This window comes from Mycoplasma sp. 06067-C1-B144P-99-0482-3 (genome assembly GCF_051053925.1).
Taxonomy (GTDB): domain Bacteria; phylum Bacillota_I; class Bacilli_A; order Mycoplasmatales; family Mycoplasmataceae; genus Mycoplasma; species Mycoplasma leachii.
Map to the genome: position 1 here is coordinate 926,675 of NZ_CP144017.1, position 26,329 is coordinate 953,003.

Sequence of the window (26,329 nt, forward strand, 5' to 3'; positions counted from 1 at the left end):
GAAAGGTTCATTTACAATGTTAAAGCAAACTTTTTTAGACAAACAACTAAGAAAAGCTTTAATATTTAATACTGTTTGATGATTCATACTTATTATTGTTTTTATAGTATTATCAGTAGTTAAAACACTAAATTGGATTAATTTAATAAGTTTGGTTATTGCTTATTTTTGCTCATATATAGCAATATTTTTATTATTTTTAACTAAATTATTAATTATAAAATATCAAAATCCTTATTTAATTTATTTAATGTTCCTTTTAAGAATGGGTATATATGTTATTCCACTTTTTATTGCTTTATTATTAAGTGATGAAAATATTTTTAGTTATTTAGGTATTTTAATTGGTTATAGTTCAAATCTAGTAATACCATTTTTTATACATAAAAGACTAGAAAAGAAAGGAGGAACTTAATGAAACTAGTAACTTTTGCATCAATAAAAGATAATTTAGCTACTTGAAATAAATTTAATGGAATTTTAATAACAATCTTATTAGTTGTTATTATAGTTTGTATAATTTCAATAATTTATAATAAAAAAATTAGAAATTATAATATTGATGATAAGATGCCAGGTTTTTTAGTACTAGTAAATGTTTTTGTAGCAAGTGTTGAAAATATTGTAGTTTCAATATTAGGTAAAAAATATCAAAAACTTACACCTTATATAATGTATTTATTTGCATATATTTTTATAGGGTGTCTTCTTTCAATATTAGGTCTTGAAGCACAAGGGACTTCTTTTACAGTTACTTTATCTATGGGAATGGTAACTTTTATAATGATTTATTATTTTGGGATTAAATATCAAAAACTGGCTTTTTTTAAAAGATTTAAAAATCCAGTTGAATTATTTACTCAATTTACACCACTAATTTCTATTTCGTTTCGTTTATTTGGTAATTTAATTGGTGGATCTATTATTTTAGGTTTATTATATGGATTATTAATTGGTTTTCAATTAAGTTGAGGTGTAAATAATATTCAAGTTGATGGCATAACAAGATGAGCATCATATGCAATTTGAAATCCTGAGCTAGTTGAAAATGGTTATTTAAAACAATATGAATTTTGATGATCAGGATTAAATTTATTTACAACACCAATTATGCCTTTTTTACATATGTATTTTGATTTGTTTAGTGGTGTAATTCAATCAACAGTTTTTGCAATGTTAACACTTTCGTATTGATCTGCACAAATTGATGATAATGCAAAAAAAACAGATTTAATTGAACAAGTTAAAGAAGAAATAACTATAAATATCAATAATAAAAAGTATTCTAATTAAATTAAAGGAGGAATATAACATGTTACATACAGCATTTATTTCAAATATTTTAGCCAATTATTTAGGAGCAATGTCAGTAATTTTACCAAACATTTTAGCTGTAACTGGTGATATTAAATATATTGGAGCTGGGCTAGCCTCTGTTGGAATTTTGGGAACTGGAGTTGGACAAGGTTTAATTGGACAAGGAGCTTGTTTAGCAATTGGGCGTAATCCTGAAATGGCTTCGAAAGTAACTTCAACAATGATAGTTTCTGCTGGTATTTCTGAATCTGGAGCAATTTATTCACTAGTTATTGCTATTTTATTAATTTTTGTTGTTTAGATTTGCTGTTAGAAAGGATAATAAAAAGTGTTATCTGTAGACTTTAACATAGCGATTAATGCAACCACTCAAGGTGTGCCAAAAATTATTGAATCGTTATTTCCTAATTTACCAAATTTTATAGCTCACTTATTAGCAACAATTGTTTTAGTTATTGTTTTAGCAAAATTAGTTTATAAACCATATAAACAAATGATTGAAAAACAAAGACAAAAAATTACTGAAGTTTTAAGTGATGCTATTGAAAAACAAACACAAGCAAATATTAAAATAAAACAAGCAAATTCACTACTAGAAGAAGCTAAAACAGAATCAGTATCAATTATTAACACAGCTAGAGTTGATGCTGAAATTCAAAAAAATAAAATTATTGATAATGCTAATTTACAAGCAAAAAACATTCAATCATATGCGCAAAATTCTATTAAACAAGAAAAAATTAAAGCACAACTAGAAATTAAAAATACTATAGTTAATTTAGCAATCAATTCAGCTGAAAAAATTTTAAGTAAAGAAATTGATAAAAATACAAATAAAAAACTTATTGAAGAATTTATTAAAGATTTAGATTAATATGATTTTAAAAGATAGTACAATAAATAACTATGCAACTGCTTTATTTAACATTGCTGTTAAAGAAAAGTTGGTTGATGATTATATTATTCAAGTTGATGCCTTAATTCAAAGTTTAGCTGACAAAGATGATTTTAATAAGCTTGTAAACTTTTCTAATAAACAACAAAAACAAAATGCTATTTTAATCATTGAAAAAACTTTTACTCCATTTGGGTTTGATATTTATTTAATCAATGCATTAAAAATTTTAGTAGAAAATCAATTGTTTATAAATGCAAGAATGATTTTAAAAGCTTTATATAAAAAACTACTTGATTATAAAAATATAGTTTTAGGTGTAGTTTATTCTACTGAAAAATTAACAAAAACTCAACTATTAGCTATTAAAAAGAAAGTTTCAAATAAAGTTAACAAAAAAGTTGAATTAGTTAATAAAATTGATTCAACATTAATTGGTGGAATAAAAGTTAATGTTCAAGGAAAAGTTTTTGATGGTTCTATAAAAGCTAAATTAGAAGCTCTTAAAAAACAAATGAATACATAAGGAGGTTTAAGATGAGTTTTAATATCAAAGAAATCTCTGAGATGATAGAAAAACAGATAAGAAATTATAATAAAGAAGTGGTTCAAACTGAACAAGGAACTGTTGTTAGTGTTGGAGATGGAATTGCACTAATTTATGGATTAGATAATGCAATTATGGGTGAGTTGCTATTATTTTCAAATGATGTTTATGGAATGGTTTTAAACTTAGAAGAGGGAGCTGTTGGTTCTGTTATTTTAGGCGATGAAACTTTAATTAGAGAAGGAGATATAGTAAAAAGAACTAATAAAGTTGTTGAAGCTCCAGTTGGTGATGCTTTATTAGGGCGTGTTATTGATGCTTTAGGTCAACCAATTGATAATCTAGGGCCAATTAATTTTACTAAAACTAGACCTGTTGAAAGAGTTGCAACTTCGGTTATGGCTCGTAAATCTGTTTCTCAACCATTAGAAACTGGAATTCTAGCAATTGATTCAGCAATTCCAATTGGAAAAGGACAACGTGAATTGATTATTGGTGATCGTCAAACAGGAAAAACTGCTATTACAGTTGATGCTATTATTAATCAAAAAAATAGAAATGTTAAATGCATTTATGTTGCAATTGGTCAAAAAGATTCAACTATTGTGCAGGTTGTTGAAAAATTTAAAAAATATGGGGCAATGGATTACACAGTAGTTGTTAATGCTGGAGCAAGCCAACCAGCCTCTTTACAATATTTATCTCCATATACAGGAATAACTATTGCTGAAGAATGAATGGAAAATGGAAACGATGTTTTAATAGTTTATGATGATTTAACAAAACATGCAGTAAGTTATCGTGAAATGTCTTTATTATTAAGAAGACCACCTGGTAGAGAAGCTTATCCTGGAGATATTTTTTACTTACATTCAAGACTATTAGAGCGCGCTGCTAGAGTAAATGAAAACTATGGTGGTGGTTCAATTACTGCCTTACCAATTATTGAAACTCAAGCAGGAGATATTTCTGCTTATATTCCAACTAATGTTATTTCAATTACTGATGGACAAATCTTTTTATCAAGTGAATTATTCAATCAAGGTGTTAGACCTGCGGTTGATATTGGTCCTTCAGTTTCAAGAGTTGGGTCTGCTGCTCAAATCAAATCAATTAAACAAGTATCTGGAACTTTAAAATTAGAATTAGCTCAATATTATGAATTAGAATCATTTGCTAAATTTGGATCTGATTTAGATGAAACAACTAAAGCTACTTTAGATCAAGGCGCAAAAATTATTCAAATGCTAATTCAAAAACAATATAATCCACTAGAACAAGTTGACCAAGCAATTCTATTATTAACTATTAAATCACATTTATTAAAATGATTACCACTAGATAGTATTTATAATTTTAAATATGAAATTTTATCACATTTTAAAAATGACCAACAAGCAGTTAAACTTCGTAAAAAATTAGATGAGCAAAAGACTTTTGATGATCAATTACAAAAAGAAATTTTAAAACAAGCTCAAAAAGTAGTTTTAAAAATAACTAAAAATATTAAAGAATATAAACCTGAAACATTTGGTAATATTGTAGAATATCAAAACCTAGGAAAATAGTATGCCAAATTTAAGTGGATTAAAAACAGAGATTTCATCTGTTAAAAATATTTCAAAAATTACTAATGCAATGCAACTTGTTGCTTCTGCTAAGTTAAGAAAAATTAGTAAAAAAGTAATTGATACTCATAATTATGTTAGTGAAGTATATTCTTTATTTAATGATATTATTAGGCAAACTAATAAATCTGTTTTTTTAAAAGAAACTGATTTTAAAGCAAATAAAACTTTGTGAGTAGTTATTAATTCTAATTTGGGTTTGTGTGGTGGCTATAATTCAAATGTTAATAAACTAGTTTTACAAAATCTTAAACTAGAAGATGAAATTTTTGCTATTGGTTCTAAAGCTGTGTTATTTTTTAGATCTAAAAAAATTAAAATTAAAAATCAAATTACTGATATTGATATTAGTTTTACAAATAAAAAAGCAAGATCAATTAGTAATGATCTTTTAGATATGTATATAAATCATGAATTTGATGAAATTAAGATTGTTTATACTAAATTTATTAATAATGTAACTTTTGAACCAACTATAATTAGAATTTTTCCAATTATTAAATTAGAAAATAAATTTAAACACTCACAAAGCTTAATATTTGAACCTGATGCTGAACAAATTTTAAATAGTACAATTTTAATTTATGTTAATGCAATTATTTATGGAACTATTATAGAATCACAAGTTAGTGAACAAGCTTCAAGAAGAACTGCTATGGAAAATGCAACAAACAATGGTAAAAATCTTGAACAAACTTTAAGTTTAAAATATAACAGACAACGTCAAGGTGCTATTACTCAAGAAATTAGTGAAATTGTTTCTGGAGCTAATAACAAATCTTAGGAGGACATATGGTATCTAGTAAAAAAACAATAGATAAAAACAAAACTCAAGTTATTGGAAAAATTATTCAAGTATTAGGCCCAGTTGTTGATGTTAAGTTTTCAGAAAATAATATACCAAAAATTTATGATGCATTAATTGTTGATAATAATGGTAAAAAATTAGTTCTTGAAGTTGAACAAAATATTGGAGATGAAATAGTTAGAACTATTGCAATGGGTCCAACTGAAGGGTTAAAAAGAGGATTAGATGTTATTAATACTAATTCACCAATTACAGCTCCAGTTGGAAATGAAGTTTTGGGTCGTATGTTTAATGTTTTAGGTGATCCAATTGATGAAAAGCCAGATTTAGATGTTAAAAGACTACCCATTCATAGAGATGCTCCAATTTATGAAGAATTAGTTACAACAACTGAAATTCTAGAAACAGGAATTAAAGTTATTGATTTAATGATCCCATTTACAAAAGGTGGAAAAGTTGGACTATTTGGTGGAGCTGGAGTTGGTAAAACTATTTTAATTCAAGAATTAATTAATAATATTGCAAAAGCTCATAATGGGGTTTCGGTTTTTGCTGGAGTTGGTGAAAGAACTAGAGAAGGAAATGATTTATATCATGAATTCATTGAAGCTGGAGTTTTGAATAAAACTTGTCTAGTATTTGGACAAATGAATGAACCACCAGGAGCTAGAATGCGTGTTGCTTTAACTGGTTTAACTATTGCTGAATATTTTAGAGATAAAAAAAATATGGATGTTTTATTATTTATTGATAATATTTTTAGATTTACTCAAGCAGGTTCAGAAGTTTCAGCGTTATTAGGACGTATGCCTTCAGCTGTTGGATATCAGCCAACTTTATCAACTGAAATGGGTTCATTACAAGAACGTATTACCTCAACAAAAAATGGATCAATTACTTCAGTTCAAGCGGTTTATGTTCCTGCTGATGATTTAACAGATCCAGCCCCAGCTACTACTTTTACTCACTTAGATGCACGTATTGTTTTAGATAGATCTATTGCTAGTTTAGGAATTTATCCAGCAGTTGATCCACTTGCTTCTTCATCTCGTGTTTTAGATCCAGAAATTGTTGGACAAGAACATTATGATATCGCTTTAAAAGTACAAATTACTTTACAAAAATATCAAGAATTACAATCAATTATTGCAATTTTGGGTATGGATGAATTAAGTGAAGAAGATAAATTAATTGTTCAAAGAGCAAGAAAAATCAGAAATTTCTTGTCACAATCATTTTTTGTTGGTGAAAAATTTACAGGAAGACCTGGGGTTTTTGTTAAGGTAAGTGATACTGTTAGATCATTTAAATCTATTTTAAATGATGAAGTTGATCACATTCCCGAAACTTACTTCTTATATTCTTCAACTATTGATAATGTTATTGAAAAATATAACAATGACAAAGATAAGTAATGGGAATTAAGTTGAAAATCTTAACACCTAATGGTGTTTTTATTGAAGATAAAGAAGTAGATATAATTAATCTTAAAACTATTGATGGAGACATTGGGGTTTTAGAAAATATGGCTCCATTTGTAACAGCTTTAAGAAATGATACTTTAAGTTTTAAAGAAAAAAATAAATACACTTATATTCATATTGATCAAGGGCTAGTATTTATTAATAGCACAGAATGTAAAATTATTACTGAAAAATTATATCTTGTAGACAAGCAAGATAAAGAATTAGTTACTCCTTTAAAATTAATATAATAAAAAAACCTATACTATATCTAGTCAAACTAGTTATAAGTATAGGTTTTTATTAATTTTTATTTTTCTGATCTTTTAAAAACATTAAATATTGAACCTTTTCTTCTTTCAATTTTAAAGAATATAAAGAAGAAAGCTAGTACAAAAAATGCAATTATAATTAATATAATAAAGACGATTAGTGATCTACGATTGGCTTTTTTTTCTAATTCTTTTATTTTTTCATCAGATAAAATAGGAGTTTGTCAATATTCTTCTAAAGCGTTTCGAACATATTTAACAGATAATAATGTAATTATATGTATAAGAATAACTCCAAGAAAAATTCCTAATAAAATGTAGTAAGGAGTTAGTTGACCTGGTTGAGCAAAATATTGTTTTAATGTTAACCTATGAATTGCTTCATTATCTTGAAGTTTTCCAGAACCTCATTTAAACATTACAAACATTGAATAAATAATAGCACCAACACCAGTATAAATATATATAACCAAACAAAATCAATTAGCATAGTATGGCTTTTTAATTTGTCTTTCATACATTTTTTTAATTAATAAAGGTGCCATACCTTCTTCTGGTTTATTTAAATAAAGCATAGGTAGTTTTTGTGCTTGATATTCTTCTGTTCTTTGTTGCATATCTTTTAGATATTTTTTATAGTTACTAAATAGTGTTGATACTAAAACTATATATATAAATCAAATTAGAGTCAAAATTATAATAACTGCTATTAAATGTCATACTTTAAATTTGTTCATTGTATATAGTCAATTGTGAAGTGATTTACTATATTTTTGTATGTTGTTTGGATCATATAAAAAGTTGTTATACTTACTTATTAAAAAAATAACAAAATATCCAATCAAAGAAGTAAATACAAATAATAAAATTCAAAATTTTAAATAAGATAATTTAACTATATTTTTTATTTTTATATCAGGTTCAAATTTTATTTTTTCATTATTTGATTGATTATCTTGTTCAGATTGTTCTTCATAATATTTTTGCTGTTCATATTCTTGTTGATAATTTTGTTCATATCTAAAATCTTGATTATAGTAGTATTCATTATTTTTGTATTGATTTTGATAGTTTGTATGATATCTAAAATCTTGATTATAATATCTATTATCTTGATAGTGATTATGATAATTTGAAATAGAACTTTGATTTCGATCATAGTAGTTATCATCTAAATAATTATGATGTTGATTATTTGGATGAAAATTTTGATGATCGTTTGAATTATTAGATGAATTATGATCGCGCATTTTAGATCTCCTTACTTATATATCATCTATTTAATTTTATAAAAATCAAATAAATCAAATAATTTAAAAACAAAACTTTTTATTTAAATATACAAGTTTTATTTTATAGTTTATTATCTATATCTTAATTTAATTTTTATTATATATTATGTTTTTAAAGTATAATAAAATAGTTAAGGTGGTGATTATTTTATGACAAATTTAACTTTTTCTATAGATGAAAGTCCAGAGTCCCATAGTAAATATATAAAAAGATTAAATAATGTTATAAATAATCCCATATTGTTCTTATAGGTCTTTTATAACATTATTTAGTCTTGTAAAGGAGTGAAGAAATGTTTTTATTTAAAGAGAGAAAGTTTTCTCCTAAAAAAATAACAAGACACAAAAAAAAGACCCACTTTGCAAACGAAAGATTCATTAAACAAGTTAGTAATTTAGAACAAAATGAAGTATTAGAAATATTACAACTTAAACATTTTGGACTTACTAACGAACAATTTGAATTAAGATTAAAAAAATATGGAACTAATGAGTTAAAAAAGAAAAAGTTTAACTTATTAGCAGAGTTTTTACATGCTTTTTTTGGTCCATTTAATATCATTTTATTACTAATTTCTTTATATAATTTTATTTCATATGCTACTAATGGTTTTTATCAAGAAACAAATAGTAGTGATTCTAAATTTGAATTAGTAGGTGCACTAATTGTTTTATTAATGGTTCTTGGAAGTGGTTTAGCTTCTTTTATTCAATCATTAAGATCTCATTTAGTTACTAAAAAAATTAGTTCTATTGTTAAAAGTACTACTAATATTATCAGACATAAAAATGATGAAGATGTAGAAGATTATATAAAAATAACTAAAAGAAATCAGTTAGATTTAATTAGACTTGGTGAAGAAATTGATGTTAAACAACTAGTTCCAGGTGATTTAATCTATTTATCAAGTGGCGATATGCTACCTGCTGATGTTAGAATCATTCAATCAACTGATTTATTTATTAATCAATCATCTTTAACTGGAGAATCAATACCAGTTGAAAAACATGCAAATAATAAAAAAAACACAAATAATATTTTGGACTTAGAAAATATTTGTTATACAGGAACTAGTGTAGTTTCTGGTAGTGCTTTAGCTGTAGTTTTAGCAACTGCAAATGACACTTACTTTTCAACTATTAGTAAAGCTATTTTAGAAAAACGCCCTGATTCAAGCTTTACAAAAGGAATTAAACAAGTAACAAGAATGTTATTAATTTTTATGCTTGTAATGGTTCCAACAGTTTATTTAGCAAAATCAATTATTGGAACTATTTCAAGTGGTGGTTCTTTTGATAATATTAAAGACAACCCTTGATTTCAAGCAATCTTTTTTGCTGTAGCTGTTGCAGTTGGATTAACTCCTGAAATGTTACCAATGATAGTAACTACTAATTTAGCAAATGGAGCTTCTAAGATGTCAAAACAAAAAGTAGTAGTAAAACAATTAGAAGCAATTCAATCACTTGGAGCTATTGATGTTTTATGTACTGATAAAACTGGTACATTAACAAACGATAAAATAGAACTTATTGACTATCTAAGAGTTGATAAAAAGGCTGATCCTTTGCTATTAAAATACTTATATATTAATAGTTATTATCAAACTGGGTTAAAAAATCCAATGGATAAAGCAATTGTTGATTATGTTAATAAACACAATCATAACTTTTTTATTCAAGATATTACTAAAATTGATGAAATACCCTTTGATTTTAATAGAAGAAAACTAACTATTATTTTTGATGATGAAAACGAAAAACGTTTTATGGTTACAAAAGGTAGTGTTGAAGAAATTTTGAATTCTTGTACAAGAGTTATTCAAGATGATAAAGTTGTTAATTTAACTGATACTTTTAAAAAACAAATTATTGCTTATTATGAAAAAATCAATCAACAAGGTAAACGTTTATTAGGTATTGCGTATAAAAAAATTAGAGATAATCAAGCTAAATTTAGTCCAAAAGATGAAGAGTCATTAATCTTTATGGGATTTGCATCATTTTTAGATACACCAAAACCATCAACAAAACAAACTATCAAGTTATTAAAAAAATATGGAGTAGATTTAAAAATTTTAACTGGAGATAGTGAGCCTATAACTAGAGCTATTTGTAAAATGGTTAATTTAGATATTAAAGGTTTAGTAACTGGTGAAGAAATTGATGCTGCTAGTGATTATGAATTAAAAAAGATTGTTGAAGATAATAATATTTTTGTTAAGTTAAATCCATTACAAAAAGTTAAAATTATTCAAGTTTTAAAACAAAATAATCATGTGGTTGGTTATATGGGAGATGGTATTAATGATGCTCCTGTATTAAGACAATCTGATGTTGCTATTTCAGTTAATAATGCAACAGAAATTGCAAAAGATGCTAGTGACATTATCTTATTAGAAAAATCATTATTAGTTTTAGAAAAAGGAATTATTCAAGGAAGAACTATTTTTGGAAATATTTTAAAATATATTAAAATAACAACTGCTTCAAATTTTGGAAATTCATTATCAGTTTTAATTGGAACAGTTTGATTACCATTTTCACCAATGGCTCCTGCTCAAATTTTATTACAAAACTTAATTTATGATTTTTCACAATTTGGAGTTGCACTAGATAAAGTTGATGCTACATTTTTAACATCTCCTCAGCGATGGCAATCAAAAGACCTTTTACCATTTACAACAATTAATGGAGCAATAAGTACATTCTTTGATTTAATAACATTTGCAATTGCGGGCTATTATTTTGGTTATATTACTAGTTATAATAGTGCAATTGCTTCTAGTGATATTTCATTAGCTAATTTATGATTAGCTAAGTTCCATGCTTGTTGATTTATTATTGGTTTATTATCTCAAACATTTGTTTTCCAAGTATTACGTACTGAAAAACTACCAATAATTCAATCTCGTTCAACTTGACCTGTTTATGTAATTGGAGCTATGGCTACAATAATTGCCTTTATGATTGTTTATGTAAGTCAAATTGGAAATTTGGTTCAATTAACAAGTCCTGGATTAATTTATATTCCTATTTCAATCACAATCATTTTTAGTTATTGTGTAGTTGCTCAATTAACTAAAATGGTTTATAAAAAAATCTTTAAAAAATGATTATAATCATAAAATAAATAAATTATTCAAGTTCAAATGCATAAGTGTTTGAACTTTTTATTTTGCTTAAAAATTAAATTATAATTTTATATTTTTTAAAGATTGCATTATTTTTTAAAAAACCTATGACAGTGTGTAATTTTACCTCTAGTAAAATACTAGAGCAAAACTTTGTTTTGTATTTAAAGGTTAGTGTGTATAAGAATAAAAAACTTTGCTTTTAAAGTCAATTTAAATTAACACTCACTGCTAATCCAACATTAACACTCACTGCTATTCACACTTTAAAAATTATGTTAAAATGAAATTAGATTAATGGTGTTTGCCTTACATACTTGTTTTTGCACTTTTGTACTTCTAATTTAATAAATTCAAATAGTCAAAAAATGATTTTAACTGATAAATTAGTTAAATAATTATGATTAAATCTAAATTTAAATAATAGTACTAAAATACAAAAACTAAACAATAGTCTTAAAACAATTAATAAATTTCAAATAATAATACTAAAACTATAAAAAAAGATTTATAAAGACATAAATTAAAATTTATAAAACTTAATATTAGATCTAAAAATTTATTTTTAAATATTTGATCATAATAAAACATAAGACTCACAATAACAAAAATAGTTGCACTTGATGCTAAAAAATTAGGAGTTAGTACAAAATACAAATTAGTAAAGTAATAACCTTTTAAAAACTAACATTGTTGTTTTTTAAAATACTTAAAATATAAACTAATGATAAAAAGACAACAACTCTTAAACTAGTATAAGAAAAGTTAGATAAATAGGATAATAAAACACCATTAAATAAAATTAACAACACTAAAGTTGATTATAAGAAGGTGTATATTAGGTGTGAAAAAAAAGATAAATGTTTTTTCTGAGATAGGAACTTTAAAAACAGTTCTTGTTCATAGGCTAGGAGATGAAATTGAAAATTTAACTCCTGAACTTTTAGAAAGATTATTATTTGATGATGTTCCCTTTAAGGATGTAGCTGTTAAAGAACATGATGCTTTTACTAAGATTATGCGTGATAATGGAGTAGAAGTTTTATATATTGAAAAACTAGCTGCAGAAACTTTAGATCAACACCCAGACTTAAGAGAAAAATTTATTGATCAATTTATTTCAGAAGCAAATATTGAAGATAAATATAAAGAAAAATATCGTGATTTTATTAGTAGCTTAGATAATTATAGAATGATTAAAAAAATGATTGCTGGGACCAAAAAGCTTGAATTAGGTATTGATGAAGGATATAAAGCATACCCTTTTATAGCAGATCCGCTACCAAATGTTTTATTCCAAAGAGATCCATTTTCAAGTGTTGGTTTTGGAATAACAATGAATAGAATGTGATCTGTAACAAGAAACAGAGAAACAATTTTCCCTGATTTGGTATTTAAACATCATAATAGATTTGCAAATCAAGTGCCTTACTATTATGAAAGAGATTGAAAAGAAGAAACCATTGAAGGTGGAGACATTTTAGTTTTAAATAAAGAAACTTTAATAATTGGAGTTACTCAAAGAACTACACTAAAAGCAATTGAAAAATTTAGTGAAAGACTATTTAACGATCCAGAATCAAGTTATAGTAAAGTTATTGCTTTAGATCTTCCAAAATCTCGTGCATTTATGCATTTAGATACTGTATTTACAAATATTGATTATGATAAATTTATTGCTCACCCATTAATTTTTGATTGCATTGATGAATTTAAAATTTATGAAGTTTCAAAACAAGGAACCAAAGAAGTTAAAAAAACATTAATTGAATTATTAAGTGATGCAGTAGGAAGAGAAGTTCAAATTATTCGATGTGGTGGTAATGATGTTGTTGGTGCTAGTAGAGAACAGTGAAATGATGGGACTAATGTTGTAGCATTAAGACCAGGTAAAGTTATTGCTTATGAAAGAAATTGAATTACAATTGACTTATTAAGAAAAGCAGGTGTTGAAGTATTAACTATTGCTTCATCAGAATTATCTCGTGGTAGAGGTGGTCCAAGATGTATGACTATGCCACTATGAAGAGAAGACTTACAAGAAATTAAAAGATAATAGGTAGGATTAAAATTATGGCTTTAAATTTAAAAGGTAAAAGTTTTTTAAAATTATTAGATTTTTCTCCAAGAGAAATTAGATATTTATTAGATTTATCTAGAGATTTGAAAAGAGCAAAGTATGCTGGTAATGAAGTTCAAACAATGCAAGGAAAAAACGTTGTTTTACTATTTCAAAAAGATTCGACTAGAACTAGATGTGCTTTTGAAGTAGCAGCATTAGATCAAGGTGCTCATGTTACTTATTTAGGACCATCAGGTTCTCAATTTGGTAAAAAAGAATCAGTAGCAGATACTGCAAAAGTTTTAGGTAGAATGTATGATGCTATTGAATTTAGAGGATATGAACAAGCTGTTGTTGAAGATCTTGCAAAATATTCAGGAGTTCCAGTTTATAATGGATTAACTAATGAGTTTCACCCAACTCAAATTCTTGCAGATTTTTTAACAGTTGAAGAATATAAAGGTAATTTAAAAGGCCTAAAATTGGTTTTTGCAGGAGATACTAGAAATAACGTAGCTACTTCATTAATGGTTGGTTGTGCAAAAATGGGAATGCACTTTGTAGGAGCAGCTCCAAAAGAATTATGACCAAGCGAAAATTTAGTAAATCAATCTAAAGAAATTGCAAAAGAAACAAATGCTACAATTTCATTTGTTGAAGACATGAAACAAGCATGTAGTGATGCTGATGTAATTTATACTGATGTATGAGTTTCAATGGGTGAACCAGCTGAAGTATGAGAATCACGTATTAACTTATTAAAACCATTCCAAGTTAATATGGATGCAATTAAAGTTGCTAAGCCTGATGTAATTTTTATGCACTGTTTACCATCATTTCATGATTTAAATACTGAAGTTGGAAGACAAATTTATGAAAAATTTGGAATTCCTGAAATGGAAGTGACAAATGAAGTATTTGAATCTAAACACTCAGTTGTTTTTGAAGAAGCTGAAAATAGACTTCATACAATTAAGGCTGTTATGGTTGCAACAATAGGCAAATAAGTATGGCTATTGAAAGACAAAATCATAAACAAGTAGTAAAAAAGAAAAAAAGACAATTTAAAATGCTGTCTGCATTCTCAATACTATTTATCACAATTGCTATATTAGTTTTAATATCTTGAATATTTAAATGAGCAGGGGTTACAGTACAAATTTCAACAGATAAAGGAGTAGAAACTAAAACAATTTTAGCTGTTGGTATATTTGATTTATTTAAAGCACCTATGCAAGGATTCATTGATAGAGCTGAAATTATAGTCTTTATTCTTTCTTTGGGAGCATTTATAAATGTAGTTGTTGCATCACAAGCTTTAGAAGGATTTTCTCAATTGATAGTTTCTAAAATGAAAGGTAAAGAAATTTGAGCAATTGTTTCATTGATGATATTTTTTGGTATTTGTGGAACTGCAGAGGGTATGGCTGAAGAATCATTAGGATTTTATATGATATGTATTCCTTTAATGATTGCATCTGGATTTGATAAATTTACAGGTTTATTAATTGTTTTAGTTGGTGCTGGAACAGGAGTTCTTGCTTCAACTGTTAACCCATTCTTGATTAGTATTGCTGTTGATAGTTTAAATAAAGTAGGAAAAATAACAAACACTGGTGATGAATTATTTTGGCGTTTAGTATCTTTTATAGTTTTAATGAGCATATCAATTACTATGGTTGTTCTTTATGCTAAAAAAGTTAAAAATAACCCCGTTAAATCGATAGTATTTAAAACTTTAGAAGAAGACAAAAAATTTTTCTTATCAAATTCTACTGAAAAAATAGAAATGAATTGAAGAAGAAAATTAACAATTTCAATATTTGGTGTTGCATTTTTAATAATGATATTTTATCTAGTGGAATGAGATTCAATTTTAGGCAATAAAAACTCTGAAATATTAGCTAACTTTGTTAAAGAACACATTCCATACCTAACAGGAACTGATGATGGTTTTGGTCATGGTGGATTAGAATCAGTAGCAGCTATATTCTTAATCAGCTCAATTTTATTAGCAATTGTTAACTCTTTAGGAGAAGAAAAATTTATTAGAGAATTTATGGCTGGTGCTTGTGATCTTTTAGGAGTATGTTTAGTTCTTGCTGTTGCTGCTGGTATTACTTGAATATTAAAAGTAACGCGTATGCAAGAATTATTTGTAGCAGGATTACAGTCATCAATAGGTGCTATTGAATCACCTATATTAATTCTTTTAGTAATGTTTTTGTTATTTATCCTATTGTCATTTTTAATTCCTTCAACTAGTGGATTTGCGGGCGCAGTATTTCCATTATTAATTGGTGTTGTTTTAAAACAACAAGATGTATTAGCTTCAGGATCAATTACAGCATTTTCATTTGCATCAGGATTAGTTAATTTAATTACTCCAACAAGCGGTGTTGTTATGGGAGCTATTGCAATTACAAGAATCGATTATGCAAAATTTATAAAAGGTATTAGTCCATTTGTAGCAGTATTATCAGTAAGTTCATTAACCTTATTATTGATAGGTGGAACAATCGGTGGAACAATTGCATAATAAAAATATATTATAATTACTCATAGTAATGACATTCAAATTAAAATGATTAATAATGATTTTAATATTGGTAATAAAACTAAATTAAAATTTTGAATTTTATACTTCTTTTAATGTAATTATCAATTAGATACATATTGAGTATTACTTATAAAAGTAGTGAATTAAACCAAAGGAAATTAATAAACAAACACTAAGTGTTGCTATTTAAACTTTAGTAAATAAAAATGAATACAGCATTTTAAAACCAACTTGCACCAGATTCAATGCTTTTAAAAGTTCAAAATTGTAATAATTTGTTAAAAAATAATGGTAAACCAACATATATTAGTTCATTAGATAAAGTTTAAAAAGTTTTAAAAAATCTAAGGCAACTAAATTTTAAATAATAAAAAAGTAGTTAATAACTACTTTATAAGTTCAAATGTTAATACATTTGAACTTTTTTATTATATTTAACTTGCTTTTCCTACGTTTCCCACTTAGTCGCGAAAACACTCAGTTTTCAGCGGCTATATTTTTTTATAAAAAAATATAATTTATTATGCTTTTATGCTTATATATGATATAATAAAGACGTGAAGAAGTCAAGAAATGATGTAAAAAGACAATGAAGAACATCAATAGCAAGAGTTAAAAAAGGCGAATACTTATCAATTGGAGTGCCAAGACCAGATAACAAAGGTTTTGTATATAGATTAGGATATGGATATTTACATGAATTAAAACAATATCATGATGATCCGCTAGCAATTATCAAAGCAATTATTGCAAACTTTCCATTGTCTTGAACAAAAGAACAAGCAAGAACTAAATTAGATGAAATTTTTAAAGAGAAAAAAGAAACCAAAAAAGAAGTTTTAGAAAGGTTTAAAGGTTACGAAGTAGTTGAAAAACTATTTGATTATTTCAATATTTTTAATGATTGTTCTCCCACAAAATCGACAACATTAAAAGATGTTGTTTTACAGTTGATTTATCAAAGAATTAAAAATCCAATAAATGTTTTTAACACTTATAAGACAGCAAAAAAAGAAAAAATAGACACTCATTCAAAAAATTCATTTTATAGATCATTAGACTATATAGCAAAAAACAAAGATGAAATTTTAAGAAATTTAAATGCAAAAATTTGTGCAAATACCAATAGAAAAATTGATGTATTATGATTTGACGCAACAACTACTTATTTTGAAACATTTTCTCGTGAAGGTTATAAAAAAACTGGTTATTCAAAAGATGGAAAATTTAAAGAAGACCAGATTGTTATAGGTATGACAACTGATGAAAATGGAATACCGTTACACTACAAAATATTTCCAGGAAATGTTGCTGATTCAAATACTTTAATACCATTTATGCTTGAAATTGCAGATATTTATGAAGTTAACAGTGTAACTATAATTGCTGACAAAGGAATGAGTGTTAATAGAAATATTAGATTTTTAGAATCTAAGAATTGAAAATACATAATCTCATACAGAATGAAAGCTGAAAGCAAACAATTTAAAGAGTATATATTAGATGAAAAAGATTATATAAATGATGGTGGTTTGATATACAAAACTCGTGATATTGCATCTTCATACAATAAAAAAAGAATTAATGGACATTTTAGAAGACAAATAATTAGTTTTAGTCAAAAACGAGCAACTAAAGACAAAAACGATAGAGACATTTTAATTCAAAATTTCACTAAGAAAATGAATAAAGATAATCTTGTTTCTTGTGATGATTTAGCGGGATCTAAAAAATATAGATTCTTTAAACCTATAAACAAAGGTGCATTTTATGAACTTGACATAGAAAAAATACAAGAAGATCAAAAATATGATGGATACTATGTTTATGAAACAAACAGAACAGATTTATCAGTAAAAGAAGTTATTAATTTATATTCAAAACAATGACAAATTGAGTCTAATTTCAAGACATTAAAAGGTAAATTATCTCTTCGTCCAATGTATTTATCAACTTGAAACCATATTGTTGGTTACATTTGTTTATGTTTCATTTCATTAGTGTTTTTAAACTACATCATCTACATTCTAAATTCAAAATTAGGACTGACTGGAAAAAGCAAAATCACTGAGCATAAAGTGATTAATGTTATCAAAGAAGTTAAAGAAATTGAAGTATTTGTAAATAAACAAAAAATCGAAACTATACAAGTGTATAATTATGAGTTACAAGAAAGTTGGCAAACTTATCAAATATTATTAGAGCTTTTAACAAAAGAAAAAGTCACTTAGACATTACATTATAAAAAACATAACTTATGAGATCAAAAATTTACATAAGTATGTTTTCTTGTTTTATGCTTAAACTGGGAAACGTAGGACTACTTTATAAGTTCAAATGTTAATACATTTGAACTTTTTTATTATATTTAACTTGCTTTTAGTGATTGTTCTAAAGCATAAAAAGCAGCACCGATCATTCCGGCATCATTTTTTAATAAAGCTAATTTAAAATCAACTATATCTTTATATGAATTTGTTAATTTATTTCTTACACCAAATTCAAATAATTCTAATAAATTATTTCCAGCTAAAGATCCACCACCACCAATAATAACTGCATCTGGATCTAAAGCATGTATTAATAATGACATATGATTGAATAATTCATTATAAACTTCTAATAAACTATTTTTTAACTCTATTGGTTTATTCAAATTATTATAAATTTCAAATAAAAGTTTCATATCTAAATCTTTAATATTTAAAAAATGCTTTTTATAAAATTCAGGATATTTATTATTTAAAATTTTTAAAAGTGAGTTTGGTATTGTTGTAGCTGAACATACTTTTTCAATACAATTATTTAATCCACAATTGCATTTTAAATTGTATTGATTACTTCCACCATGTCCAAATTCTCCAGCAAACCCATGCGATCCTGAAATTAGTTTTCCATCAGAAATTATAGCTCCACCAATTCCAGTCCCTAATCAGTAAAACAACCCTGATTTATAAATTAATCCTGAACCTTTTTTATATTCACCAAGTGCAGCAGCATTAACATCATTAATTACATAAACAGGTTTTTTAAATAAAAATTCAGCTTCAGTTTTTAAATCATAATTAAATCATCCATTTTCAATATTTGGAGCCATAATTACAATTCCTTTATCATGATCAACAAATCCAGGAGCTGTTATTCCAACTAACATAATGTTTTTTTCATCTATGTTTAGTGTCTTTAAAGTTTTTTGAATTTCAAAATATAAGTTTTCTATAATTTTAGTTTTTGGATTAGTTATAGAAAAACTATGTTCTAAATCTCCGCTTTGTGAAATAATTACAACTTTTGCTGAAGTTCCACCAAGATCTATTCCTAATATTTTTTTCATTTATTTCCTTACTTATTAATTTATACTTTTTTATTATCATATTAATTCTTTTAGTTTTTATATTAAAATAAAACTAATAAAAATTAAAAAATTAAGCTAGATTATTTACTCTTAAATCTTGATATAAAGCATCAAAAAACTTAGTTTCAACTAGTTTGTTATGTCCAGGATGAGAAGATAACATTATTGTCATTGTAATTTTGTTTTTAGTATCAACTAATCCAGATGAACCTAATAATCCGTCTCATCCATATTCACCAACTTCTGTTAGTGGGTATAGTTCATTTTTAACTCTAACTCTTCCACCAAATCCATAACTATAATCTTCATTTAAATTTCAATTAAAAAATTGTTTTAAGTTATGTTTAGTAAGTTGATCTGATTTCATTTCATTTAATAAATCTAATGAAATGAACTGACTATTATCTTCTAATTTACCATCAATTAAAACATTTAGAAATTTTAAATAATCATCAGCTGTTGTAAACAAGCCGCTACCACCTAAATTACATACTGATAATTTATCAATTGATTGAAATAAAAAGTCAAAGTTTTCAACTTGATCTAAATGATTTTGATCTTCTTTATAAGATCACTTAAAAACATTTGCTTTTCTTTTATTATCAAATAAATAATAATCAGAGTCATTCATATTTAATTTGTTAAAGACTTCTTCTTTTACAAAATCTCTATAAGTTTTATTTGAAACTATTTCTATTACTCTACTTAATACATCTAAACTTAATCCATAATATCAATTAGTTGATGGAATAAATAATAAATCAACTTTACTTAATTCATCACATAATTGTTCTAAAGTTAAATTATTTAGCTTTCAATCTTCTAATATTTTTTTAATTTGAAGTTGAGTATTTAACTTATTACCACTATAAGTTAAACCTGAAGTCATAGTTAATAAGTTTCAAATTTTAATATTTTTATCTTTAAATGATGGAATATATTTAGATAAATCATCATCTAAACTAACTAGTTTTTTATCTACTAGAAGTAAAAAAGCTAGTGTAGTTATAGGTTTAGTCATTGAATAAGCTTGATAAATCTCATTACCTTTTAATAAAATAGTATTATTTTGATCATTATATCCAAATTGTTTAGCATAAATAACTTTTTTATCTTTAGCAATTCTAATAGCTGCATTTTTAAAGTATTTATTTTTTATAAAAGAGTTAATTGTTTTTTCAATATTGATAAATTCCATTATTTTACCTCTTTTTAATTTTAAAATAAATTTTAAAATCACTAATAAAAAAATACTCAATTCTATATAGACAAATTGAGTATTTTATTAAATATTATTTTGATGATTTTGTTTTAGTTGTTTTTGGCTTTGAAGCTGTAGATTTTGTTGACTTAGTTGATTTTGTAGATTTTGAAGTTGTTTTTGAAGTTGTAGATTTAGCTTTAGTTGATTTTGTTCTAGTTGCTTTTGGTTTTTCAACCATCATTTCACCAATTACTTTTTCTTCAACTTTCATTTCACTTACAGATTGATCTTGTGTTTGCATTTTATTATCTTCACACATGCAATTTTCTTCACAACCACATTTTTCTTCTAATTTACAATCTTTTTTCTCACAAGCTTCTTTTGATTCACAAGACATACTCATTTCATCAGATTTCATTTCTGCTGAGTGAGACATCATTTTTTCATTTCTTTGTTGTTCTAAAAGTTTTTGCATTCTTGGTTTAATAGCTTCTTGTTCTCCACCATAAACAATTTGAATGTTATTTCCTTTTACTAAAGCCCCAGTTGTTCCACCTAAAGATTTAATTCCATCAATATTAGCTTTTTTAGAATCAACAACAGTTAATCTTAATCTTGAAGCACAAGAATCTACATCAACAATATTTTCTTCTCCACCTAGATATTCAATAATAGCAGCAGCTTTTGCTAATCTAGCTTGCTCTTTTTTATCAGTTGATGAGCCCATTTTTGAACCATCAGCATTTAATCCTTTAGATGCTTTATAGTCTGCTTTAGTGTATAATTTAGCTTCAGAATTTTCATCTCTACCTGGTGTTTTAACGTTAAATAATTTAATTAAGAAGTAGAATGCAAAGAAGTAAATTGGTGCTAACCCAACAGCAACTATTAATACACCAAATGCTGATAAAGGTTTCATAGCTCTACCAATAAATGGAATTACTCCAAATACTATATAATCAATGATTCCACCAGAAACAGTTTGAGTAATGTGAGTTTGTAAAGCTCCTGTAATTCAGAATGCAATTGAAGCTAATGGCATATGTACACCATAGAATAATCATGGAGCAACAAATAAGAATGTATATTCAATTGGTTCTGTAATACCTGTTAAAAAGCAAGTAAATGCAGCTGAAAAGTAAATACCAAATACTTGTTGTCTATTTTCTTTTGGTGCTGCTAATCACATAGCTAGTGCAGCTGCTGGTAAACCTAATAACATAAATCCAAATTTACCTGATTGAAATCTTCCTAAGTTAATTCCTAGTTTTTCAACATCTGTAAAGTTTAAAATTTTTAAATTAGCAATAATAGCTTGAGAAATTAGTTGATCACCAACTGCACCCCATAATTTATCGTTTCCTTTAATTACAGAAATAATTTTTTCTAAATTTTCATGGTTAGTTGAGTGTAATGCATTATAAGTATTTACAAATGCAGTTTTAACACTGTCTGATTGTTTTTGAAGATTTTCAAATCCTTCAGCAATTGAACCTCCAGCACTAGTTCATCATAATGGAGCATAAAACACATGATGTAGTCCAAATGGAACTAATGAACGTTCAACAATTTCAAAAATCAATGAATCAGTTCCATAAGGCAAAGTGCCTGATACTTGTCCAAATTTATTTAATCCTAATCCAATGATAGGTCATACTGCCATAAAAATAAATGACAATGGAGTAACTGCTACAAAAGTAATAATAGGAACTAATTTTGTACCACTAAAAAAACTAATAGCAGTAGGTAATTGAGTTTGGTGGAATTTGTTATAACATTTAGCAGCAATAGCTCCAACAAATATACCACCTAAAACCCCAGTATTAAGTGATAAGATCCCCATATTATATCCAGTTAGTGAGTTTGAAACATGTTTATATCATAATAAACTATACTCAGAAACTTTTTCACTTTTAACAACTCCTTGAACAAATAAAGGAGCTTGAATACCATTAAATACTAAAAATCCTACAACAGCAGTAATTGCAGCAACTCCTGAGTCTTTAGTATAAGCTAAAGCTACAGAAATACAAAACAATACAGGTAAGTTATCAAAACAAACTTCTCCCATAGTTTTCATAACTGCACCAATAAATCATAAAGCAGATTTTTCAGCTGTATTTGCAGCAATAGCTGCCCCAACTCCTAAAAACACACCAGCAATAGGTAACAAAGCAATAGGTAATAAAAATGCTTTACTTAATTTAGATAAAGTAGGCATAATATTAGCACCAAACGCCTTTAACTTATCTTTAAAATTACTCTTGTTTGTTTGTGTTAACATGAGTATGTTAAATCCTTTCTATAAAAAGATGTTAATTAGTTTTGTGTTATTATTTTGTTATTAGTGTTATAATCCAACATTATTTTGTTATTAGTGTTATAATTGCTGTTATTATAAATAAAAATCCAATAGCTAAAACTAGTAAGTAAAAATTTTTCTTTGTAAATTCTCAAGCGTTTTTTGATTCTCTGTTTTGTTTTTCAAAAGAATATCGATTTTTATTTTTTTGTTTTCAATATAAAAACAGCCCAAATAAAATAAAAAAAATACCAAATATTAATACTCCTAGTTGGACTATTAATTCTGTTTTAACTACTAACATTAATAACATAAAAATATTTGCACACCTCTTTATAATGGTATAACAAAAAAAGAAGTTTAATTTGCATAAATTAAAATTTTGTATTTTAATGCAATTAAGAACTTCTTTTTTATTTAAAGTAGTCTTTTTAATTATTTATTAAAGATAATCAGTCTAAATATAATTGATTTATCTCATCTAAATTTTCAGCTTTTTCTAAAATAAAAAAGATTAAATCATTAGCTATAAGTTGCTGATTATTCATATAATCTACTAAACTTTTATAATCATTTAAATTAGATTTAAATTTATTAATGTCATTATTTAAATCAGTTGATTTTAAAATAGTAATTGGAGTTTTGTTTTTATTAAAATCAAATTTTTTAAAAGTTATACCTACTAGAAAAAAACCTTTTTGATTTAAAGTATTTATTTGATCTCAATCATATGATTGACGAGTTGATAAAATATTTTGAACTTTTTTAGAATTATTTTTGCTTTTTAATTTTGAATGATATTTTAAAGCACAAGTTGCTCCATATGATGAAATAATTAAACCAATAAAACCTAAACCTAAAATTAAATAAACTGCTCAAGTTGGTATATGACTAGTTTGCTGACTAAATATAATCATTATTTATAATCTCTTAATTCTTTTCTTTCTGTATCTCTTTTTTTAATAGTTTGTCTTTTATCATGAAGCTTTTTACCTTTAGCTAAAGCGATTTCTAATTTAACATAGTCATTTTTAAAGTATAGTTTAATAGGAATAATTGTTAAATTTTCTTGTTTTATTTTATTTAATATTTTAATTATTTCTTTTTTATGTAATAACAGTTTTCTAGTTCTAGTTTCTTCTAAACCTTTAATATAATTAGCAAACTGATATTTTTTAATATTCATATTTAAAATATAAATTTCTTTTTTTCTAATTAAAACAAAAGCTTCATTAATAGAAACATCATGATTTCTAATTGATTTTATTTCAGGACCATTTAAAACAATTCCTGCTTGATAAGTTTGAATGATTTCATAGTTAAAATAAGCTTTTTTATTTTTAACAATCAAATGTTCTGACATAAAAACCTCTTATTCCATTAAAACAAAATCAATTGTTCTTTTTTTAATATCAACACTAATTAGTTTAATTTTAACTTTTTGTCCCATTCTATAATAAGTATTATCTGGTTTAATTAAAATACGGTTAGTTTCATCATAAACTAAATTACTATTCATATTTGAAATATGAACTAATCCCTCAACTAAATTATCTAATTGAATAAAAATTCCAAATTTTAGAACTGCTGAAATTGTTGCTGTATAAGTAGTATTTACTTTATTTAACATATATTCACACATACATGCTTTAATAACTTCTCTTTCACATTCAACACTTTTAGTTTCAGTATCATTAATAATATTACTTACTTTATTAATATAATTTGTATTATTTTCTAAACTAGTTTGATTTAAATCTTTTGTAATTAAGTATTGTTTTAAATATCTATGAACTAATAAATCTGAATATCTTCTAATTGGAGAAGTAAAATGAGTATAACAATCACTAGCTAAACCAAAATGACCAATGTTTTCTAATCCATACTTAGCTTTATCCATATATCTTAATAAAGAAATATTTAATAATTCAACTTCAGTTTCATCTTTAATTTGCTCTTTGATTTGAGTTAAAGTGTGATTAATAAATATTGGATCTAAAATTTGTTTATTAGTTAATTTAGGATTGATTCCAAATGTTTTTAGTGACTTATATCAATTAATTAATTCATCTTCATCTGGTTTATTATGATTTCTATATAAAAATGGTAAATCTTTTTGATAGATTAATTCAGCTACTGCTTCATTACAACTTACCATAAATTGTTCAATTAATTTTTCAGCTTGATCAGCCGTTTTTGTTTTAATATCAATTACATTTAAGTTTTTATCTAAAATAATTTTTGGTTCTCTAACATCAAAACTAATAGTTCCCTTTTTAGCTTTTAGATCTTCTAATTTTTTATACAATTCATAAGCTACATCTAACATTTTTTTAGTTTGTTCACAATGAGTTCATGTTTTAGTTTTAAAATAATTATTTACTTCATCATAATTTAATCTAGCTTTAGAAATAATCACTGATTCATAAACTTTTTTATTTAACATGTTTGCGTTATTATCAAATTCCATTTCACACACAAAAACTAGTTTTTTAGTGTTTGGATTTAATGAACACAAATCATCAGATAAAATGTTTGGTAACATTGGAATTACTTTATTTGCTAAATAAGTTGAATTACCTCTTAATAAAGCTTCTTTATCTAAAGCGGTTTTGTATCTAACAAAATAAGAAACATCAGCAATAGCAGCAAATAGTTTATAATTATTATTTTTTAATTTTTCAACACAAATTGCATCATCTAAATCTTTTGAATCAATTCCATCAATTGTAACGATTGTTTTATTAATTAAAGAATTATTTTGTCTTTTTAAAAATTCTTTTTCTAGTTTATCAGTTGATAAATTAATTTGTTTTGCATTATCTAGAGTTTGTTTATCAAAACTAGTTTTTATTTCAAATTCTTCAGCTATTGCTAAGATGCGATCACTTGCTCTTTTACTATTACCAATAATTTTTATAAGTCTTATAAAAATTTTACGTTCTTTACAACTTATAATTTTTGCTTTAATAATATTGAACTCTTCATATTTAAATTCGTTTTTATTAACAATTACAAATCTAAAACTATCAAATGATTTATCATTTGGAATGAAATCTAAAAACCTTTTATCAAAACTTCTATTTATTTCACCAATTAAATAAACTTTATTTCTTTTAATTAGTTCAATAACTATAGCTTTGAATCTATTATCTTCTTCTTGTTTTAAAATATAAACTACTTCATCTTGATGAATACTATTATTTAAATCAACTCCAGCTATAAAATGATCTTCACCATCAATTTTATTAATATCATTTATAAATCCAAAACCTTTTGGATTTAATTTAATAGTTCCCTTTTTATAAATTTGATCTAATAAGTAAATATTATTTTCTAATGAAATAGTAATTTTATTATTTTTTTCTAATTGGTCTAAGTAGTTTTTAATTAATGAATAATCTAAAGCATTAAAATAAGTTAATAGTTTATTTAAACTAACTTTATGTTTGTTAGTTTTTAAAATTTCAATAATTTTAGATTCCATACT

General features: G+C 25.2%; 21 protein-coding genes. 14 read left to right on the forward strand and 7 right to left on the reverse strand.

What is annotated here, in order from left to right; all coding sequences use genetic code 4:
* Positions 1–16: 16 nt before the first annotated feature.
* From V2P32_RS04090 to V2P32_RS04130, 9 genes are read left to right on the forward strand one after another with little or no spacing between them, the layout of a single operon-like run.
* On the forward strand, positions 17–415 hold the full coding sequence (locus V2P32_RS04090) for an MG406 family protein (protein ID WP_434343427.1): 399 nt from the start codon (positions 17–19) through the stop codon (positions 413–415).
* Entirely contained in the window at positions 415–1,293 is an 879-nt protein-coding gene (locus tag V2P32_RS04095; RefSeq protein WP_434343428.1) for a F0F1 ATP synthase subunit A, read from the forward strand. Before V2P32_RS04090 ends, V2P32_RS04095 begins: the two co-directional genes overlap by 1 nt.
* 19 nt (positions 1,294–1,312) lie before the next feature.
* The gene (atpE, locus tag V2P32_RS04100; protein WP_013447445.1) at positions 1,313–1,618 is read left to right on the forward strand and encodes an ATP synthase F0 subunit C; all 306 of its coding nucleotides are present in this window, start codon (positions 1,313–1,315) and stop codon (positions 1,616–1,618) included.
* Between the two features lie 27 nt (positions 1,619–1,645).
* Positions 1,646–2,191 carry a F0F1 ATP synthase subunit B gene (atpF, locus tag V2P32_RS04105; RefSeq protein ID WP_434343429.1) on the forward strand — a complete coding sequence of 182 codons (546 nt, stop codon included), beginning with the start codon at positions 1,646–1,648 and terminating at the stop codon, positions 2,189–2,191.
* A 1-nt stretch (position 2,192) separates the two neighbouring features.
* Positions 2,193–2,738 carry a F0F1 ATP synthase subunit delta gene (locus tag V2P32_RS04110; protein WP_434343430.1) on the forward strand — a complete coding sequence of 182 codons (546 nt, stop codon included), beginning with the start codon at positions 2,193–2,195 and terminating at the stop codon, positions 2,736–2,738.
* A gap of 11 nt (positions 2,739–2,749) precedes the next feature.
* Positions 2,750–4,327 carry a F0F1 ATP synthase subunit alpha gene (gene atpA, locus V2P32_RS04115; RefSeq protein ID WP_434343431.1) on the forward strand — a complete coding sequence of 526 codons (1,578 nt, stop codon included), beginning with the start codon at positions 2,750–2,752 and terminating at the stop codon, positions 4,325–4,327.
* Position 4,328: 1 nt separating this feature from the next.
* A complete protein-coding gene (gene atpG, locus V2P32_RS04120; protein ID WP_434343432.1) occupies positions 4,329–5,171 on the forward strand; it encodes an ATP synthase F1 subunit gamma in 843 nt (280 codons plus the stop codon).
* A gap of 8 nt (positions 5,172–5,179) precedes the next feature.
* Positions 5,180–6,610, forward strand: a complete 1,431-nt coding sequence (gene atpD, locus V2P32_RS04125) for a F0F1 ATP synthase subunit beta (protein WP_434343433.1) — start codon at positions 5,180–5,182, stop codon at positions 6,608–6,610.
* Positions 6,610–6,909, forward strand: a complete 300-nt coding sequence (locus V2P32_RS04130) for a F0F1 ATP synthase subunit epsilon (RefSeq protein ID WP_434343434.1) — start codon at positions 6,610–6,612, stop codon at positions 6,907–6,909. Before atpD ends, V2P32_RS04130 begins: the two co-directional genes overlap by 1 nt.
* Positions 6,910–6,968: 59 nt before the next feature.
* Here the strand turns inward: V2P32_RS04130 and V2P32_RS04135 are convergent, their stop codons facing one another.
* Positions 6,969–8,180: an MSC_0882 family membrane protein gene (locus V2P32_RS04135; RefSeq protein ID WP_434343435.1), complete on the reverse strand. Its 1,212-nt coding sequence runs from the start codon at positions 8,178–8,180 to the stop codon at positions 6,969–6,971.
* Positions 8,181–8,515: 335 nt separating this feature from the next.
* Here V2P32_RS04135 and mgtA point away from each other — a divergent pair, with 335 nt between their 5' ends.
* The 5 genes from mgtA to V2P32_RS04160 all read left to right on the forward strand — a co-directional run bounded on the left by mgtA (position 8,516) and on the right by V2P32_RS04160 (position 18,209).
* Positions 8,516–11,344, forward strand: coding sequence for a magnesium-translocating P-type ATPase (mgtA, locus tag V2P32_RS04140; protein WP_434343436.1), 2,829 nt, complete (start codon positions 8,516–8,518; stop codon positions 11,342–11,344).
* Between the two features lie 856 nt (positions 11,345–12,200).
* Positions 12,201–13,412 (forward strand): arginine deiminase, encoded by a 1,212-nt coding sequence (locus tag V2P32_RS04145; protein WP_434343437.1) that lies wholly within the window; start codon positions 12,201–12,203, stop codon positions 13,410–13,412.
* 17 nt (positions 13,413–13,429) lie between these two features.
* Positions 13,430–14,425: an ornithine carbamoyltransferase gene (gene argF, locus V2P32_RS04150; protein ID WP_434343438.1), complete on the forward strand. Its 996-nt coding sequence runs from the start codon at positions 13,430–13,432 to the stop codon at positions 14,423–14,425.
* 62 nt (positions 14,426–14,487) lie between these two features.
* Entirely contained in the window at positions 14,488–15,957 is a 1,470-nt protein-coding gene (locus tag V2P32_RS04155; RefSeq protein WP_434343996.1) for a YfcC family protein, read from the forward strand.
* A 578-nt stretch (positions 15,958–16,535) separates the two neighbouring features.
* Positions 16,536–18,209 carry an IS1634-like element IS1634 family transposase gene (locus V2P32_RS04160; RefSeq protein ID WP_434343439.1) on the forward strand — a complete coding sequence of 558 codons (1,674 nt, stop codon included), beginning with the start codon at positions 16,536–16,538 and terminating at the stop codon, positions 18,207–18,209.
* A 137-nt stretch (positions 18,210–18,346) separates the two neighbouring features.
* Here the strand turns inward: V2P32_RS04160 and V2P32_RS04165 are convergent, their stop codons facing one another.
* The 6 genes from V2P32_RS04165 to rnr form a co-directional block, all read right to left on the reverse strand.
* Positions 18,347–19,312 carry an ROK family protein gene (locus tag V2P32_RS04165; protein WP_434343440.1) on the reverse strand — a complete coding sequence of 322 codons (966 nt, stop codon included), beginning with the start codon at positions 19,310–19,312 and terminating at the stop codon, positions 18,347–18,349.
* A 91-nt stretch (positions 19,313–19,403) separates the two neighbouring features.
* Positions 19,404–20,531 carry a serine hydrolase domain-containing protein gene (locus V2P32_RS04170; protein ID WP_434343441.1) on the reverse strand — a complete coding sequence of 376 codons (1,128 nt, stop codon included), beginning with the start codon at positions 20,529–20,531 and terminating at the stop codon, positions 19,404–19,406.
* 94 nt (positions 20,532–20,625) lie between these two features.
* Positions 20,626–22,821 (reverse strand): PTS transporter subunit EIIC, encoded by a 2,196-nt coding sequence (locus tag V2P32_RS04175; protein WP_434343442.1) that lies wholly within the window; start codon positions 22,819–22,821, stop codon positions 20,626–20,628.
* A 449-nt stretch (positions 22,822–23,270) separates the two neighbouring features.
* A complete protein-coding gene (locus V2P32_RS04180; protein WP_434343443.1) occupies positions 23,271–23,756 on the reverse strand; it encodes a hypothetical protein in 486 nt (161 codons plus the stop codon).
* A complete protein-coding gene (gene smpB, locus V2P32_RS04185) occupies positions 23,756–24,202 on the reverse strand; it encodes an SsrA-binding protein SmpB (protein ID WP_013447458.1) in 447 nt (148 codons plus the stop codon). The genes V2P32_RS04180 and smpB overlap by 1 nt, the downstream gene beginning before the upstream one ends.
* Positions 24,203–24,211: 9 nt before the next feature.
* On the reverse strand, positions 24,212–26,326 hold the full coding sequence (gene rnr / locus V2P32_RS04190) for a ribonuclease R (RefSeq protein WP_434343444.1): 2,115 nt from the start codon (positions 26,324–26,326) through the stop codon (positions 24,212–24,214).
* Positions 26,327–26,329: the final 3 nt, after the last annotated feature.